This is a genomic window from Streptomyces griseosporeus (genome assembly GCF_014656055.1).
GTDB classification, from domain to species: Bacteria; Actinomycetota; Actinomycetes; order Streptomycetales; family Streptomycetaceae; genus Streptomyces; species Streptomyces griseosporeus.
Genome location: NZ_BNBR01000002.1, coordinates 772244 through 787290, shown reverse-complemented (window position 1 = coordinate 787290; position 15047 = coordinate 772244). Strand labels below are relative to the sequence as shown.

The 15047-nt window shown below is 72.7% G+C and carries 20 protein-coding genes; 9 read left to right on the top strand and 11 right to left on the bottom strand.

Going from position 1 to position 15047, the window contains the following annotated elements; genetic code table 11:
- The first annotated feature begins 3 nt into the window (after positions 1 to 3).
- From IE308_RS12585 to IE308_RS12575, 3 genes are all read left to right on the top strand, one after another.
- A complete protein-coding gene (locus IE308_RS12585) occupies positions 4 to 966 on the top strand; it encodes a carbohydrate ABC transporter permease (RefSeq protein ID WP_190217945.1) in 963 nt (320 codons plus the stop codon).
- Between the two features lie 16 nt (positions 967 to 982).
- Positions 983 to 1858 (top strand): carbohydrate ABC transporter permease, encoded by an 876-nt coding sequence (locus IE308_RS12580; protein ID WP_190217944.1) that lies wholly within the window; start codon positions 983 to 985, stop codon positions 1856 to 1858.
- A gap of 173 nt (positions 1859 to 2031) precedes the next feature.
- Positions 2032 to 3639, top strand: coding sequence for a glycoside hydrolase family 13 protein (locus IE308_RS12575; protein ID WP_190217943.1), 1608 nt, complete (start codon positions 2032 to 2034; stop codon positions 3637 to 3639).
- Between the two features lie 86 nt (positions 3640 to 3725).
- Here IE308_RS12575 and IE308_RS12570 read toward each other — a convergent pair whose 3' ends face one another.
- The 5 genes from IE308_RS12570 to IE308_RS12550 all read right to left on the bottom strand — a co-directional run bounded on the left by IE308_RS12570 (position 3726) and on the right by IE308_RS12550 (position 6420).
- Positions 3726 to 4115, bottom strand: coding sequence for a helix-turn-helix domain-containing protein (locus IE308_RS12570; RefSeq protein WP_373314493.1), 390 nt, complete (start codon positions 4113 to 4115; stop codon positions 3726 to 3728).
- A gap of 55 nt (positions 4116 to 4170) precedes the next feature.
- Entirely contained in the window at positions 4171 to 4863 is a 693-nt protein-coding gene (locus IE308_RS12565; protein ID WP_190217942.1) for an NUDIX domain-containing protein, read from the bottom strand.
- Complete coding sequence (locus tag IE308_RS12560; RefSeq protein ID WP_110636038.1) at positions 4860 to 5213, bottom strand: DUF4406 domain-containing protein; 354 nt, start codon at positions 5211 to 5213, stop codon at positions 4860 to 4862. Before IE308_RS12560 ends, IE308_RS12565 begins: the two co-directional genes overlap by 4 nt.
- Before the next feature lie 57 nt (positions 5214 to 5270).
- Complete coding sequence (locus IE308_RS12555) at positions 5271 to 6056, bottom strand: DeoR/GlpR family DNA-binding transcription regulator (RefSeq protein ID WP_110626453.1); 786 nt, start codon at positions 6054 to 6056, stop codon at positions 5271 to 5273.
- A gap of 70 nt (positions 6057 to 6126) precedes the next feature.
- Positions 6127 to 6420 (bottom strand): dsRBD fold-containing protein, encoded by a 294-nt coding sequence (locus tag IE308_RS12550; RefSeq protein ID WP_190217941.1) that lies wholly within the window; start codon positions 6418 to 6420, stop codon positions 6127 to 6129.
- A 175-nt stretch (positions 6421 to 6595) separates the two neighbouring features.
- Here IE308_RS12550 and IE308_RS12545 point away from each other — a divergent pair, with 175 nt between their 5' ends.
- On the top strand, positions 6596 to 7015 hold the full coding sequence (locus IE308_RS12545) for a 5-carboxymethyl-2-hydroxymuconate Delta-isomerase (protein WP_229908847.1): 420 nt from the start codon (positions 6596 to 6598) through the stop codon (positions 7013 to 7015).
- On the opposite strand, the gene IE308_RS12540 is transcribed toward IE308_RS12545, so the two are convergent.
- Positions 6984 to 7373 (bottom strand): VOC family protein, encoded by a 390-nt coding sequence (locus tag IE308_RS12540; RefSeq protein WP_110626451.1) that lies wholly within the window; start codon positions 7371 to 7373, stop codon positions 6984 to 6986. The genes IE308_RS12545 and IE308_RS12540 overlap by 32 nt on opposite strands.
- A gap of 281 nt (positions 7374 to 7654) precedes the next feature.
- Here IE308_RS12540 and IE308_RS12535 point away from each other — a divergent pair, with 281 nt between their 5' ends.
- Positions 7655 to 8323, top strand: coding sequence for an O-methyltransferase (locus tag IE308_RS12535; RefSeq protein WP_190217940.1), 669 nt, complete (start codon positions 7655 to 7657; stop codon positions 8321 to 8323).
- Between the two features lie 89 nt (positions 8324 to 8412).
- Here IE308_RS12535 and IE308_RS12530 read toward each other — a convergent pair whose 3' ends face one another.
- Positions 8413 to 8667 carry a PLDc N-terminal domain-containing protein gene (locus tag IE308_RS12530; protein WP_190217939.1) on the bottom strand — a complete coding sequence of 85 codons (255 nt, stop codon included), beginning with the start codon at positions 8665 to 8667 and terminating at the stop codon, positions 8413 to 8415.
- A gap of 170 nt (positions 8668 to 8837) precedes the next feature.
- Entirely contained in the window at positions 8838 to 9683 is an 846-nt protein-coding gene (locus tag IE308_RS12525; protein ID WP_190217938.1) for an inositol monophosphatase family protein, read from the bottom strand.
- Between the two features lie 135 nt (positions 9684 to 9818).
- On the opposite strand from IE308_RS12525, the gene IE308_RS12520 reads away from it, so the two are divergent.
- Positions 9819 to 10793, top strand: coding sequence for a winged helix-turn-helix transcriptional regulator (locus IE308_RS12520; RefSeq protein WP_229908846.1), 975 nt, complete (start codon positions 9819 to 9821; stop codon positions 10791 to 10793).
- 160 nt (positions 10794 to 10953) lie between these two features.
- On the opposite strand, the gene IE308_RS12515 is transcribed toward IE308_RS12520, so the two are convergent.
- Positions 10954 to 11352, bottom strand: a complete 399-nt coding sequence (locus IE308_RS12515; RefSeq protein ID WP_190217936.1) for a hypothetical protein — start codon at positions 11350 to 11352, stop codon at positions 10954 to 10956.
- Positions 11353 to 11582: 230 nt separating this feature from the next.
- On the opposite strand from IE308_RS12515, the gene IE308_RS12510 reads away from it, so the two are divergent.
- The 3 genes from IE308_RS12510 to IE308_RS12500 all read left to right on the top strand — a co-directional run bounded on the left by IE308_RS12510 (position 11583) and on the right by IE308_RS12500 (position 14198).
- A complete protein-coding gene (locus IE308_RS12510) occupies positions 11583 to 13088 on the top strand; it encodes a purine-cytosine permease family protein (protein ID WP_190217935.1) in 1506 nt (501 codons plus the stop codon).
- Positions 13085 to 13642: an isochorismatase family protein gene (locus tag IE308_RS12505; RefSeq protein WP_190217934.1), complete on the top strand. Its 558-nt coding sequence runs from the start codon at positions 13085 to 13087 to the stop codon at positions 13640 to 13642. Before IE308_RS12510 ends, IE308_RS12505 begins: the two co-directional genes overlap by 4 nt.
- Before the next feature lie 154 nt (positions 13643 to 13796).
- Complete coding sequence (locus IE308_RS12500; protein WP_110626444.1) at positions 13797 to 14198, top strand: SseB family protein; 402 nt, start codon at positions 13797 to 13799, stop codon at positions 14196 to 14198.
- 18 nt (positions 14199 to 14216) lie between these two features.
- Here IE308_RS12500 and IE308_RS12495 read toward each other — a convergent pair whose 3' ends face one another.
- Positions 14217 to 14612, bottom strand: a complete 396-nt coding sequence (locus IE308_RS12495; protein WP_110626443.1) for a MarR family winged helix-turn-helix transcriptional regulator — start codon at positions 14610 to 14612, stop codon at positions 14217 to 14219.
- Between the two features lie 62 nt (positions 14613 to 14674).
- Positions 14675 to 15025 (bottom strand): VOC family protein, encoded by a 351-nt coding sequence (locus IE308_RS12490; RefSeq protein ID WP_110626442.1) that lies wholly within the window; start codon positions 15023 to 15025, stop codon positions 14675 to 14677.
- Positions 15026 to 15047: the final 22 nt, after the last annotated feature.

Sequence of the window (15047 nt, the reverse complement as noted above, 5' to 3'; positions counted from 1 at the left end):
ACGATGTCGGCCCCGAGCCTGACGAAGACCCCGGCGGGCACCTCCCGCCGTACGGCCCCGCCCCGCCCGGCGGGGCGCCCGTCCCGCAGCGAGCGGTTCAGCCGCGGCCTGCGCCGCAACCTCACCGCGCACGGCTTCCTCATCGGCGCCGTGCTGTGCTTCGCGGTCTTCTCCTGGTACCCGATGATCCGCGAGTTCTTCCTCGCCTTCCAGAAGACCGAGGCGGGCGGCACCCATTGGGTCGGCCTGGACAACCTCCGCACCGTCGTCAACGACCCCGCCTTCTGGCAGGCCTGGCGCAACACCCTGCTGTTCACCCTGCTCGCGCTGCTGATCGGCTTCGCGGTGCCGTTCCTCGTCGCGATCGTCATCAACGAGTTCCGCCACGGCCAGGGCTACCTCCGGCTGCTCGTCTACCTGCCGGTCATGCTGCCGCCGGTCGCCTCCGTCCTGCTCTTCAAGTACCTCTACGACCCCGGATACGGCCTGCTCAACGAGATTTTGCGGTTCCTGCACCTGCCCGAACAGCAATGGCTGCAGGACCCCGACCTCGCGATGCCGTCCGTCGTCATCGCCGCGACCTGGATGAACATGGGCGGCGCCACCCTCATCTACCTGGCCGCCCTCCAGGGCATCCCCGGCGAGCTGTACGAGGCGGCCGAACTCGACGGCGCCGGCCTGCTGCGCAAGATCTGGCACGTCACCATCCCGCAGACCCGCCTCATCCTGTCGCTGATGCTGCTCATGCAGATCATCGCCACCATGCAGGTCTTCATCGAACCGTTCCTGCTGACCGGCGGCGCCGGACCGGAGGGCTCGACCACCACGGTCGTCTACCTCATCTACCAGTACGCCTTCAACTTCAACAACTACGGCGCCGCGGCGGCGCTCGGCCTGCTCCTGCTCGTCCTGCTCGCCGGGTTCTCGGCGGCGTACGCCAGGCTCAGCCGCGCCCGCGACGAGTAGACCCGGGGGAACCGGCATGTCCACACGCACACTCGTCTCACCCGCCCAACTCGCCCGGCCCCGCGGCAAGGCCGTCTACCGCACCGTCTTCGGCCTCGTCGTCACCGGGTTCACCCTCGTCTTCCTCGGGCCGCTGTACTGGATGATCTCCAGCGGCTTCAAGGACAGCCAGGAAGTGGTCCGGACGCCCCCGACCTGGGTGCCGCAGTCCTTCGCGCCGGACAACTACTCCCGCGCCTGGGAGGTCATGGACCTGTCCACGCTGTTGTTCAACACGCTCTACTACGCGTTCGGCGCCCTCGCCTTCCAGCTCGTCCTCGACGTCGCCGCCGCCTACGCGCTGTCCAAGCTCCGCCCCGTCCTCGGCAAGGCGATCCTCGGGATGATGCTCGCCACGCTGATGATCCCGGCGACCGTCCTCGTCGTCCCGCAGTACCTCACCGTCCTCGACGTGCCGGTCGTGCAGCGCAACCTGCTCGACACGCCCTGGGCGATCTGGCTGCCCTCCGTCACCAATGCCTTCACCGTCTTCCTGCTGAAGCGGTTCTTCGACTCCATCCCGCAGGAGATCCTCGACGCCGCGGCGATGGACGGAGCCTCCCCGGTGCGCATCCTGTGGTCGATCGTGCTGCCCGTCTCCCGGCCGATCCTCGGCGTGGTGTCGATCTTCGCGGTCGTCGGCATCTGGAAGGACTTCCTGTGGCCGATGCTCACCCTCCCCGACCCCTCCAAACAGACCCTCAACGTCGGCATCTACTCCCTGTCCAACGGCGTCCCCGTGAACGTCCTCATCGCGGCGCTCACCATCGCCTCTCTGCCGACCCTGCTGCTCTTCCTCGTCTTCCAGCGCAACATCATGAGCGGTCTGACCGCCGGCGGCCTCAAGGGCTGACCCGATGCCCGACGGTGCCGACGGCCGACCCGCCGTCCGCCCGCTCCGGCCCACACCTTCGCCGCCGGCCCGTCCGACGCCCCGCAGCCTCCGGGCCGGCGGCGAAGCAACCGCACCCGCCTGCCCCGGCCATCCGGCCGCTTCCACCCCTGCCGTCGAAAGGACCGTCTCACGTGGCAGCCCCTCATCCGCCCCGCACCGCTGACCACTGGTGGCGAGACGCCGTCATCTACCAGGTGTACCCCCGCAGTTTCGCCGACGGCGACGGTGACGGCATCGGGGACCTCGCGGGCGCCCGGGCACGCCTGTCCCACCTCGCCGACCTCGGCGTCGACGCCGTCTGGTTCACCCCCTGGTACGCCTCCCCGATGGTCGACGGCGGCTACGACGTCGCCGACTACCGCGCCATCGACCCGGCCTTCGGCACCCTGGAGGAGGCCGAGAAACTCATCGCCCAGGCCGCCGAGATGGGCATCCGTGTCATCGTCGACATCGTCCCCAACCACGTCTCCGACCAGCACCCCTGGTTCCGCGCCGCCGTCGAGGCCGGCCCCGGCAGCCCCGAACGCGAGCTGTTCCACTTCCGGCCCGGCCGCGGCGAGCACGGCGAACTCCCGCCCAACGACTGGCCGTCCCAGTTCGCCGGCCCCACCTGGACCCGGGTGCCCGACGGCGAGTGGTACCTGCACCTGTTCACGCCCGAACAGCCCGACCTGAACTGGGACCACCCCGCCGTCCGCCGGGAGCACGAGGACATCCTCCGCTTCTGGTTCGAACGCGGAGTCGCGGGCGTCCGCATCGACTCCGCCGCCCTGCTCGTCAAGGACCCGGCGCTCGCGGACTTCCAGGAGGGCGTCGACGCGCACCCCTACATCGACCAGGACGGACTCCACGACATCTACCGCTCCTGGCGGGCGATCGCCGACGAGTACGGCGCCGTCTTCGTCGGCGAGGTCTGGCTCCCCGACGCCGAACGCTTCGCCCGCTACCTGCGCCCCGACGAACTGCACACCGCCTTCAACTTCACCTTCCTCACCTGCCCGTGGGAGCCGGACCGGCTGCGCGCGGCCATCGACGACACCCTCGCCGAGCACGCCCCCGTCGGCGCCCCCGCCACCTGGGTGCTGTGCAACCACGACGTCACCCGGACGGTCACCCGCTACGGCCGTGAGGACACCGCCTTCGACTTCGCGACGAAGGCCTTCGGCACCCCTACCGACCTCGACCTCGGCACCCGGCGCGCCCGCGCCGCCGCCCTGCTCACCCTCGCCCTGCCCGGCTCCGTCTACCTCTACCAGGGCGAGGAACTCGGCCTGCCCGAGGCCGAGGTACCGCGCGACCGCATCCAGGACCCCATGCACTTCCGCAGCGGCGGCACCGATCCCGGCCGCGACGGCTGCCGCATCCCGCTGCCTTGGAACGCCGACGCGCCCCACGCCGGTTTCGGCTCGCGCGACGAGCCCTGGTTGCCGCAGCCCGCCGGCTGGGCGGCGTACGCCGTCGACCGGCAGAGCGACGACCCGGAGTCCATGCTCACCCTGTACCGGCGGGCCCTGCTGCTGCGCCGGACCGAGAAGGGCTTCGGTGACGGCCCGCTGACCTGGCTCCCGGCCCCGGAAGGCGTCCTTGCCTTCGGCCGCCCGCACGGACTGCTCTGCGTGGTCAACCTGTCCGCCACGCCCGTCGAACTCCCGCCGCACGAGCGTCTGTTGCTGTGCAGCGGCACGCTCACGCCCGACGGCAGGCTCCCGGCCGACACGGCGGTCTGGCTCCGCGGGTGAGGCACCGGCCCGCCGGGGCGGTGGGCAGTGAGCCGGCCGCCGCCCGGCTGCTCCCCGAAGCCCGGTGAGCGCGGTTCCGGCCGCGGTCAGTCGTCCGGGGCCGACTCGCGCGGGGTCGCGTCGCCGGCGGGGGACACGCCCAGCACGCTCTTGGGCAGGGGACCGCGGGCCCGGCCGCGGCGCGAGGGGCGCCGGCCGGCGGCCCGCGCCAGGTCGTGCAGATGGGCGCGCTCCGCCTCGTCGAACTGAAGGGCGTCCGCGATCGCGTCGAGGACCGCCTTCGAGGCCCCGGCCAGGTGGCCGCGCTCCAGACGCACGTAGTAGTCGATGCTGACCCCGGCGAGCAGTGCGACCTCCTCGCGGCGCAGACCGGGCACGCGCCGGTTGCCGCCGTAGGCCGGCAGACCGGCCTGCTCGGGAGTGATCCGGGCCCGGCGGGAGGCCAGGAACTCGCGGACGTCGCTCTCGGTGCTCACTCTTCCAGGCTAGATCGTGTCGGCACCCTCGCGCCGTGACGGCTGCGCCGCGTGCTCAGCGAGAATACGCAGCGTTACCAAGAGGCCTGATGTCAGGCCCGAACGGTCCGTCGAGGGCCGCCCACTGCAGCAGCATGATGGTCTTGGCGTCCGCGATCCCGCCGCTGCGGATCAGGGCGAGCGCCTCCGGGAAGGGCAGTTCCACGACGGTGATGTCCTCGCCCTCCGCGGCGACGCCCCGCTGGGTCGCCGCGGAGGGCGAGGGCCGGTACGGGGCGGCGAAGAAGTGGAGCCGCTCGGTGACCGAGCCGGGGCTCATGTAGACGTCGAAGACGTGCTCGGGGGCACCGACGACCTGGCCGGTCTCCTCCTCCGCCTCCCTGCGGATCGCGTCCTCGGGGGTGTCCCCGTCCAGCAGCCCGGCCGCGGCTTCGAGCAGCATGCCGTCGGGGTGGCCGTTGACGTAGGCGGGCAGACGGAACTGACGGGTCAGCAGGACCGTCCCCCGGTCGCTGTCGTAGAGCAGGATCGTGGCGCCGTCGCCGCGGTCGTAGGTCTCCCGCTGCTCCCGGCTCCAGTGGCCGTCGCTGTGCCGGAAGTCGAAGGTCGTCCTGCGCAGGACGTACCAGTCGCAGGACAGCACCTCCACGTCCCGGATCCGCACCCGCGGGTTGCCGGTCAGGTCGCGCCCCTGCCGGTCCAGCCCGGTACGGCCGCGCCGGTCCGGCGTGTCGATGCCTGCGGTCACCGGGCGGCCGGGATCTCGTCGAGGCCGGTGTAGACGGCCTTGCCCCAGGCCCGCGCCCGCTCGACCATGCGGTCGGCGCCCTCCGAGGGCCCGCCTATGCGCAGCACCGCGTCGCAGCGGGCCAGCAGCTGTTCGGCGACCGGGTGGAAGATCTCCTCGTACAGCGCGTCGCCGGGGCCGGTGCTCCCGGCCGTCTCCAGCAGGGGCAGGGCGAGCGCCTCCCCGGTGACCCCGAGGTGACCGGCCCGGAACAGGCTCAGCGCGGCCTCGTTCATCGCCCGGACGTTCGCGTCGAGCTTGCGCGGGTCGTCACCGGTGCCGGACCGGTACGGTCCCGCGACCAGGATCATCAAGGGGCGTTCGGCGGTGTTCACAGGCCACTCCTCGGTGGGTTCGGCGGGCCGGCGTCAGACCAGACGGGTCTCGACACCGGCGTCCCGCAGCGCCTGGAGCGTCTGCGGGCCATTGGGATGGGTGTGCGGATCCTCGGCGGCGGCGTCGGTGACGAAGCAGTCCACCGCCGGCAGCGCGGCGACCTGACTGAACGCGCGGACGCCGAGCTTGGTCGCGTCCGCGACGGTGACCGTGCGCGCCGACTGGGCGAGCCCGGCCTGCTTGACGGCCGCGTCGTCCAGGGAGAACTCCGACCAGCCGTGCTCGGCGTGCACCCCGCCGATCGACATCACGAAGCAGTCGAAACTCAGCGACTCGATCGTCCGCAGCGCCAGCGGACCCACCAGCGACCGCTCACCCGGCCGGGAACGGCCCCCCAGCACGAGCAGTTCGATCCCCGGCCGGTCCGCGAGGACGACGGCCGTCTGCAGACTCAGCACGGCGACCGTCAGCGGGGCCCGCTCCGCCAGATACGCCGCCACGTGCACCGTCGTGGTGCCCGCGTCCAGCAGCACCCGCGAGCCCGGCTCCACCAGCGCGGCCGTGGCCGCTCCCAGCCGGTCCTTCGTGCCGGCCTGCCACTGCTCCCGGGCGGCGAAGCCCCCGCCCTCCTCCCGCGGGCGCGTGGCGACGGCGCCGCCGTGCACCCTGCGCACCAGACCCTGGCGCTCCAGCGTGCCGAGGTCCCGGCGCACGGTCATCTCGGACACGCCGAGCCGCTGGGCCAGCTCGGCGACGGACACGCGGTCGGAGCCCTGCACGAGGCGCAGGGTCAGGTCGAGACGATCGGCGACACCCATGCGCCATTTCTAACACGCGGGTGTTCATTTGAACATGTGAATGTGAGAGTCGGGCGGGCGAGAACGCGTGTCAGGAGAGCCAGCCGCTCGCCGGGTGGGGCTCCGGCTCGGGCTCGGGCGGGCTCATCTGGTGGAGGTCCTGGCGGGCGTTGGTGACCAGCTGCCGTCCGAGGTCGTGCAGGGCGCGGCCCGCTGCCAGCTCGTCGCCGATCTCCGGCACGTTCTCGTCCGCGGGATTGCGCTGTGCCACTCCGTGGCCGGTCAGGGATCCGTGCCCGGTGTCCAGCACGACCTCCGCCTTGGTCGTGCCGCGCTCGTCCTCGACGAGCCGCAGGTGGACCTGCCATTCCGTGGTGTGCGACATCGCTTCCTCCTCATCCCGGTGCACATCGGTCGAGTCGGGGTGCGCTGGCCGCCGGCCGGCAACCGATGACGCCAGCGTATCCGCGCACCGGAACCGCTGCTTCCGTTGACTTCGGGCTCGGTGTGGGGGCTGCCTCCCGCGTGAGGGAAAATGGTTGCCTGAAGAAACCAGGATCGTGGGAAAGGTCTTCATGCCGCACCTGACCGTCACCTACTCCACCCAGCTGGACGGCGCCTTCGACCGGACGGCTCTCCTGAAGGAGCTGCACCCGCTCGTCGTCGAGGAATCCGGCACGACGGGTGTGTGCAAGACCCTGCTGCGGCCGGAGGAGACCTGGGTCGGCGACGGGCCGGGCGGGCTCACGCCCCTGGTCCATGTGGAGGTGGGCCTCATGCCGGGCCGCTCGGAGGCGACGAAGGCCCACCTGTCGGAGAGCGTCCTCGCCCTGCTGGCCCGGCATGTGCCCGAGGGGGCGATCCTCTCGGTGGAGGTGCGGGACCTGGCCGCCTCCTACCGTCTCTTCCCCTCCACGCGCGGCCCGGCCCGGCCGCCCTACGGTTCCGCTACGCGGGCCACCCTCCGTACGGCACCGTGATCAGCTCCATCGCATGCCCCGCCGGATCCATGAAGTACACGCCGCGACCCCCGTCGTTACGGTTGATCGCGCCGGGCTGCCTGCGGTGCGGGTCGGCGTAGTGCTCGATGCCGCGCTCCCTGATGCGCGCGTAGGCCGCGTCGAACTCCTCCTCCGAGACCAGGAAGGCGTAGTGCTGCGGCGTGATGCTCTCGGCGGGAATGGTGGCGAAGTCCAGCGTGACGCCGTTGGCCAGGGCGACGGCCACGAACGGGCCCCACTCTCCGGTGATCTCCAGTCCCAGCAGCTCCGCGAAGAACCGCGCGGACTCCCGGTTGTCCCGGGCGTGGACGATGGTGTGGTTGAACTCGACGGACAAGGAATGCCTCCGGGGCATCTCCTGGCACCTCCATGCCTCACCCGGACGGTGACCGACACGCGATGCCAAGGCGATCGTAACCAGCCGACAGGCGGCCCGGGCAAGGGATTTCGGGCCGGGAACCGTGTCACCAGGTGGTCGGGCGAGTGCGTGGCCGGCTGTGTGCCAGGGGTGGTCGGATGGGTGGCCGGAGCCGGCCGGAGCGCCGTAAAGCACTGGCGGGCGGTCAGCGGCGCCCAGTAAGTTCCCTCAGGGAACTCATCGACCGAAGGGCATGCACTGTGGGGCAGCAGATCTGGACCGCCGTGGACGACTACTTCAACGACCTGCTGGTCGAGGAGGACGACGCCCTGCGCGCCGCCCTCGCCGACACCGCCGCCGCCGGCCTCCCGGCGATCCAGGTCGCCCCCAACCAGGGCAAGTTGCTGCACCTGCTCACCCGCGTCCAGGGGGCCCGCAGGGTCCTGGAGATCGGCACCCTCGCCGGGTACAGCACCCTCTGGCTCGCCCGCGCGCTGCCCGAGGGCGGCAGGCTGGTCACCCTGGAGGCCGACGAGCACTGTGCCGCCGTCGCCGCCGCCAACATCGCCCGCGCAGGGCTCGACCACGTCGTCGACGTCCGCGTCGGCAAGGCCCTCGACACCCTGCCACTGCTCGAACAGGAGGGCGCCGGCCCCTTCGACCTGGTCTTTATCGACGCGGACAAGCCCGCCAACCCCGACTACCTCGACTGGTCCCTGCGGCTCACCCGGCCCGGCAGCGTCATCATCGGCGACAACGTCGTCCGCGACGGCGCCGTCACCGACCCCACCAGCACCGACCCGCGCGTCCAGGGCGTCCGCCGCTTCACCGAACTCATCGCCGAGCACCCCCGGTTGACCGCCACCACCGTCCAGACGGTGGGGGAGAAGGGCTACGACGGCTTCACCCTGGCACTGGTGACGGCCTGACCCGGAGCGACCGGCAGCGGACACCCGCCGTGCCGGCCCCCGCAGTCCCGGCCCGACAGCCCCGGCCCTTCGGCCCCCGCACGGCGCGCTCACGCCCGTATGGGCTCGCGGGCCCCGGACTCGGCCCCCGTCCCGGACCCGGTCGTCTCCGCCTGCTCGGGCAGCTTGCCGAAGTAGGTCCAGGTGAGCGAGCCCAGGATCGGCGCCCACAGCATGAACAGCAGCCACAGCGGCTTCGGCAGGCAGCGGACGCGGGCCGACGGGGTGCGGACGCAGTCGATCAGGGAGTGGACGTACATCACGGCCACCAGGGCGAACAGGACGTAGGTCAGCCAGGCCAGCATCGGGTGCCTCTCCCTCTCTCCAGCACCCTCAAGCACTCTCCGGTGCCTCGGGTGTTCTCCGGCCGGTGTCTCTTCACCGACTCACCCCTTCATCGGATGAGGCCCGCCGATCGGTTCACGGACTACGCGAGGGATTTCAGAGAATTCAACGGGCAGCATCCGCGGGAGATTCAGCGGGCCACCGGCGACATCCGCGGTGCACCCGCGAGCACTTCCAGCAACCGCCCGTGCAGCGCCGGGCCCGCCGCGAGGAAGCCGTCGGCGCCCGCCGCCCACGGGCGGCCCTCCATGTCCGTCACCACAGCGCCCGCCTCGCGGGCGATCAGGGCGCCCGGCAGCAGATTGGTGTCGTCCCGGCCGAACTCCCAGAAGGCGTCCAGGCGTCCGGCCGCGGTGTCGGCGATCTGCCACGAGGTCGGGCCCAGGTTCCGCACCGCGGCCACGTGCGGCAGCACGGCCGTCAGCGCACGCCCCGCCTCCTCGGCGACCCCCGGCTGCCGCCCCGGGAACGGCGGCTGACTCGTCGCCACCACCGCGGCGGCCGGCTCCGCCTTGCCCGACGGGACTAGCGGCCGCCCGTCGAGGGTGGCGCCGTACCCCCGGGCGGCGCGGTAGGTCTCGCCGAGCAGCGGCGCGTGCAGCACGGCCGCCACCGGCTCGCCGTCCCGCACCAGCGCGAGGCTCACGCAGAACTGCGGCAGTCCCTGCAGGAACTGCACCGCCCCGTCGATCACGTCGACGATCCACCGCTCGCCCTCGGCCGGCAGCACGGCCAGGCTGTCCAGCTCGTCGGCCCAGCCCACACCCGGCCGCAGCCGCTCCAGCCTCCGGCGCAGCAGCGCGGCGGGCGCCGCCTCCGCAGCCTCGAAGGCCGCGGCGAACTCGGCGAACGTGCCCGCCGACGCCGGACGCGGCGCGGCCCCCGGCAGGTCAGACCTCAGCCGGTCGGACCTCAGCAGCTCACCGGCCTCCTGAGCGGCGGCCGTCATACCGGTGAGCAGGTCGTCGTACGTCATCAAGTTCTCCTGTTCGATGCGGTGGATGCGGTGGATGCGAGGGCCGATCAGATGCATCGATCCTGGGGGAGACCGGTCGACCGGTGTGCCTCCCCGCCCTCGAAGTGAGCGATACTGACGGCCATGGCGGGGGACATGGCGGATCAGGTACTCGACATCCGTGACCAGCGGCTGATCGCCGCCCTCCAGTGCGACGGACGGCTGACCGCCGAGCGGGCCGCCGACGCCCTCGGGATGAGCCCCCGCACGGTGCACCGCCGCTGGCAGGCCCTGACCGCCGACGGCACCTGCCGGGTCATCGCCCTGCCCGCGCGGCCCTCGGCGGTCGGCGCGCTGCTGCTGCGCATCCGGGTGCTCGGCGCCCGGCGGGACGCGCTCGCCGCGGCGCTGGCGGCACGGGACGACATCCCCTTCATCGATCTGTCCGCCTCCGGCGACGAGATCCTCGCCGTCTCCCTCACCCGGCCCGGTACCCGCGACCACCTGGTCTTCCGGGAACTGCCCGCCACCCGTGCCGTCACCTCCGTCAGCGCGGACACGATCCTGCACCTCTTCGCCGAGGCCGCCGACTGGCGGCACGACGTACTCACCCCGGACGAACGCGCCGCCCTCACCCCCGCCGGGTCCCCCACACCACCCGCTCCCGACCAGGCCGACCAGGCCGACCGCGACATCCTCGCCGTCCTCGCGGATGACGCCAGGGCGCCCGCCGCCGCGGTGGCCGCCCGCACCGGCCGCCCCGAATCCACCGTCCGTCGCCGCATCGCCCGCCTCACCGCGACCGGCCTGCTGCGCACCCACGTCGTCGTCGATCCCCGGCGCCTGGGCCTGGCCATCGACGCCAACGTCCTGCTCCGCGTCGCCCCCGACCGGCTGGACGACGCCGGCCGCGCCCTCGCCGCGCACCCGGCGGTCCACGGCGCGTTCGCCACCACGGGCACGGCCAACCTCCAGGCCGCCGTCTGGATGCGCGACCTGGCGGACCTCTACCGGTTCCTCAGCCAAGACCTGGCCGGACTTGGCGTGGAGGCGGCGGAGACGGTCATCATCGGCCAGGCGGTCAAACGCCCCGGCACCCTCCCCGTGCCGCCACGGCGACCTCCGGCTTGAACATCCCGCCGCTTCCCCGTGCCGCCACGGCGACCGCCGGCCTGAACATCCCGCCGCCAACCCTCGACGCCACGCCGACCGCCGGCCCGAGCAACCCCGCAGCCACCCCACCCCTCCCGCCACGACCACCGCCGCCCGAGGGACACCGCCGCGCCCCCGCTCACATCCGCGGCTTGACCTCGTACCGAGGCCCCAGGTCCGGACGGTCGCCGCCCGCCAGCTCCGTGACCAGCCGCTGCACCCTCGTCAGGTCGTGCAGCAGCGTGCGGGTCTCCTCCAGTCCGAGTCCGGCGGTGGCGGCGATGTCCTCCAGATGGACGGCCTGCCCGCGGTTGCGTTGCTGCGCCTCGCTCAGGGCGTCGAACACCCGCTCGTGCCGGTCCGACCAGTCGGGGTACTCGTGCCCGGCGGCCCCACCCTGCCCGGCCCCGCCCGACAGGTCCGGCGTCTGGGCCTCCGGCGGCAGGCCACCGTGCAGCCCGGCGACGCGCTCCTCGTGCGCCTCACGGGCCGCCGCGGCACGCCGCTGCCCGTCGTCTTCCGTCTTCTCGTGCCCCATGCGCACTCCACGTCGATCGCGTCCCGGCCCCGCCCCCCGGGTAACCACGACCGCCGTGGTACTCACCCCTCACCCGGCCGCCGTACAACCGCCTCCGCCGCAGCGGATCACTTGACCACCCCGACGCCCCCACTTACCGTCACCTCGACCCACCCCACCGCACCAGCACAGCCCCCCCCACACACACCAGCACAGACCCGCACCGTCACTCCAGGACAGGCAGGTCGCCGATGACGACGCAGCCACACGACACCGCCAAGACGCCCGCCGACCGCCCGCTCCAGGTGGAGACCCACGGCCTCGACGTGATCGGCGACGCCGAACGCAAGGGCACACCACGGTCCCTGTTCTGGCCCTGGTTCGGCGCGAACGTCTCCGTCCTCGGCCTGAGCTACGGCTCCTTCGCGCTCGGTTTCGGCATCTCCTTCTGGCAGGCGCTGGCCGCGGGCGTGATCGGCATCGTCTTCTCGTTCCTGCTGTGCGGTTTCGTCGCCGTGGCCGGAAAGCGGGGATCCGCCCCGACCATGGTGCTCAGCCGCGCCGCCTACGGGGTGCGCGGCAACCGCCTGCCGTCCCTCGTCTCCTGGGTGCTCACCGTCGGCTGGGAGACCGTCCTCGTCTCCCTGGCGGCCATGGCCACCGCCACGGTCTTCGACCGGCTCGGCTGGGGCGGCGGCACCGGCACCAAGATCGTCGCGCTGGTCCTCGTCGGCGCGCTGACGATCGCCGGCGGCGTGCTGGGCTTCGACCTGATCATGCGCCTGCAGACGGTCATCACCGTGGTGACCGGCGTCCTCACCCTCGTCTACGTCGCCCTCGTCGCCGACGACATCCACTGGAGCGCCGTCAGCGCCGTGCCCTCCGGCTCCGCCCAGGAGTTCATCGGCGCGCTGGTGTTCATGACGACCGGCTTCGGACTCGGCTGGGTCAACGCCGCCGCCGACTACTCCCGCTATCTGCCGCGCACCTCCTCCGGCCGCGGCGTGATCGGCTGGACCACCTTCGGCGCCTCGCTCGCGCCGCTGCTCCTGCTGGTGTTCGGGCTGCTGCTGGCCGGCTCCTCAGACACGCTCGGCGCGGCCGTCGCCGCCGACCCGATCGGCGCGCTCACGACGCTCCTGCCGACATGGTTCCTGGTGCCGTTCGCGGTCGTCGCCGTGCTCGGTCTGGTCGGCGGCGCGGTCCTGGACATCTACTCCTCCGGCCTCGCCCTGCTCTCGGCCGGCGTGCGGATCCCGCGGCCGCTGGCCGCGCTCGTCGACGGCGTGCTGATGATCGCGGGATCGGTGTACATCGTCTTCTTCGCCGACGACTTCCTCGGCCCGTTCATGGGCTTCCTCACCACCCTCGGCGTCCCCGTCGCCGCCTGGTGCGGCATCATGCTCGCCGACCTCCTGCTGCGCCGCCGCGACTACGACGAAGCCGACCTCTACCGCCCGCACGGCCGTTACGGCGACGTACCGCCGACCCCGCTCCTGATCACCCTCGCGGCCACCGCCCTCGGCTGGGGCCTGGTGACCAACACCAGCGCGGGCCGGCTGGACTGGCAGGGCTATCTGCTCGGCCCGCTCGGCCTCGGCGGGAGATCCGGCTCCTGGGCGTACGCCAACCTCGGCGTCCTCGCCGCCCTCGCGCTCGCCTTCCTCGCCACGCTCGCCCTCGGCCGTGGCCGGGTCCGGGCGCAGGAGGCGCAGGCGCCGGGGCGCGCGGCGGGGGAGGAGCTGGGCGCCGTATGAGCGAGGTGTCCGGGCTGCTGGCCGTGATCGACATGCAAGAGGTGTTCGCCGCACCGGACAGCCCCTGGGCGGCGCCCCGCTTCGCCGAGGCCGCGCAAGGGGTTCGGCGGCTGCTGCCCCCCTTCGGTGAGCGCGTCGTCTTCACGCGCTTCCTGGCGCCCGCCGCGCCGAGCGGCGCCTGGGAGGCGTACTACCGGCAGTGGACGTTCGCCCGCCGGCCCCCGGATGCCCCGCTGTGGCGCCTGGTGGACGAGTTCGCCGACGGTGCCCGGCCCACCCTCGACACCACCACCTTCGGCAAGTGGACGCCCGAGCTGGCCGCCCGGATCGGCCCGGAGGGGCGGCTGGTCCTGGCGGGCGTCAGCACCGACTGCTGCGTGCTCTCCACCGCGCTCGCCGCCGCCGACGCCGGGGCCGAGGTGCTGGTCGCCGCGGACGCGTGCGCGGGCGCCGACGACGACTCCCACGCCAAAGCCCTGCAGATCATGGACCTGTACCGGCCGCTGGTCCGCGTCACCACCGTCGCCGAGATCCTGGGGGAGACGGGCGGCTGAATCCGGCGGCGCGCGGCAGCCGGGCGAATTCCGCCGGCCCCGACGCATGGTCCCGGTCGCGTCGGGTACGCGAGGCCCGACCGCGCCCGGGGCCGCAGGCTCGCGGGCGGTGCGTACGACCGCCGCTACCAGCACGGAAGCCAGGGAAGCAGTCATGGACACACCCGCGAACGACAACCACACCAGCCCGGCCCAGCGCGCGCTGGACACGCTCGCCCACAACACCCAGGACACGGCGGCGCTCGACACGCTCGCCCAGTGCGACGTGCTGGTGCCCGTGCCCGACGACGCCACCGACGCGGACGCCGCCGACCCCTCCGCGGTGGCCCTGCCCGTGCTGGAGCAGCCCGGCGGGCAGCCGGTGGTGCCGGTGTTCACCTCGGAACTGGAGATGGCCGGGCTGCTGCCGTACGTCTCCCGCTACCGCCTGGTGCCGCTGGGGGCCCTCGCCGCGCAGTGGCCGACGGACGACCTGTCCCTGACCATCGACGCCGGCTCCTCGCACCCGCTGACGCTCACGTCCGAGGGCGTACGGACGCTGCTGGCCCGGCCGTAGCCGGTCGCAGTACGGGACTCAGTCCCGTCCGCCGAGCATCCGCTCCAGCACCTCGCGCTGGAGCGGCCGTACCTCCGCGTGCAGCCGGCGGCCCTTCTCGGTGAGGGCCACCCACACGCCGCGGCGGTCCTCGGCGCACACCGAGCGCTCCACCAGGCCCTCCTTCTCCAGGCGGCCGATGAGACGGGACAGCGCGCTCTGGCTCAGGTGCACCTGCCCGACGAGGTTCTGCACCCGGCACAGGTCGCCCTCCGCGGGCGCGGCGGACGCGAGGATGTCGAGCACCTCGAAGTCGCTCGCGCCCAGGCCGTGCGGGTGCAGCACGCGGTCGATCTCGCACATCGTGCGCGCGTGGACGGCGAGGATGTCCCGCCAGCGGTCCTCGAGCCGGGCGTCGGCCGTCTTCAGTGCCATGTCTGCACGGTAACACCGAAACGACCGTTCGTTGACTTTGCAACTACCGCTGGGTGAAGGGCTCAGCTCGAGGTGTCCTGGAGCAGCCCCACGAGGTTGCCGTCCGCGTCCTTCACCGAGGCGATCAGCCGGCCGCCGCCGACGTCGCGCACGTCCTGCAGCAGCTCGGCACCGGCGTCGAGGAGGGCGGACAGACGGGCGCGGATGTCGGCCACGTGCCAGTAGGGGACCGGCCCGGTCATGCCCTGGGCGTGGCCGTTCGGGTCGAGGCCGACGTCCTGCCCGGCGTCCTTGAAACCGACGTAGTACGGCTCGTCGGCGTACGGCTCGGTCTCCAGCAGCGCCTTGAACAGGGCCTTGGCACGGTCGAGGTCCTTCACGGGGTAGATGATCGTCGTCAGGCCGGCGGTCATGGCGGACTCCTTCTCCACGGGG

Coding starts and splice junctions, on each gene's coding strand:
- IE308_RS12510 (WP_190217935.1), top strand. CDS start 11,583: ATGACGACGCAGCCACACGACACCGCCAAGACGCCCGCCGACCGCCCG.
- IE308_RS12550 (WP_190217941.1), bottom strand. CDS start 6,420: ATGTCGCACACCACGGAATGGCAGGTCCACCTGCGGCTCGTCGAGGAC.
- IE308_RS12520 (WP_229908846.1), top strand. CDS start 9,819: ATGGCGGATCAGGTACTCGACATCCGTGACCAGCGGCTGATCGCCGCC.
- IE308_RS12580 (WP_190217944.1), top strand. CDS start 983: ATGTCCACACGCACACTCGTCTCACCCGCCCAACTCGCCCGGCCCCGC.
- IE308_RS12490 (WP_110626442.1), bottom strand. CDS start 15,025: ATGACCGCCGGCCTGACGACGATCATCTACCCCGTGAAGGACCTCGAC.
- IE308_RS12555 (WP_110626453.1), bottom strand. CDS start 6,056: ATGGGTGTCGCCGATCGTCTCGACCTGACCCTGCGCCTCGTGCAGGGC.
- IE308_RS12505 (WP_190217934.1), top strand. CDS start 13,085: ATGAGCGAGGTGTCCGGGCTGCTGGCCGTGATCGACATGCAAGAGGTG.
- IE308_RS12560 (WP_110636038.1), bottom strand. CDS start 5,213: ATGATCCTGGTCGCGGGACCGTACCGGTCCGGCACCGGTGACGACCCG.
- IE308_RS12525 (WP_190217938.1), bottom strand. CDS start 9,683: ATGACGTACGACGACCTGCTCACCGGTATGACGGCCGCCGCTCAGGAG.
- IE308_RS12515 (WP_190217936.1), bottom strand. CDS start 11,352: ATGGGGCACGAGAAGACGGAAGACGACGGGCAGCGGCGTGCCGCGGCG.
- IE308_RS12530 (WP_190217939.1), bottom strand. CDS start 8,667: ATGCTGGCCTGGCTGACCTACGTCCTGTTCGCCCTGGTGGCCGTGATG.
- IE308_RS12585 (WP_190217945.1), top strand. CDS start 4: ATGTCGGCCCCGAGCCTGACGAAGACCCCGGCGGGCACCTCCCGCCGT.
- IE308_RS12500 (WP_110626444.1), top strand. CDS start 13,797: ATGGACACACCCGCGAACGACAACCACACCAGCCCGGCCCAGCGCGCG.
- IE308_RS12495 (WP_110626443.1), bottom strand. CDS start 14,612: ATGGCACTGAAGACGGCCGACGCCCGGCTCGAGGACCGCTGGCGGGAC.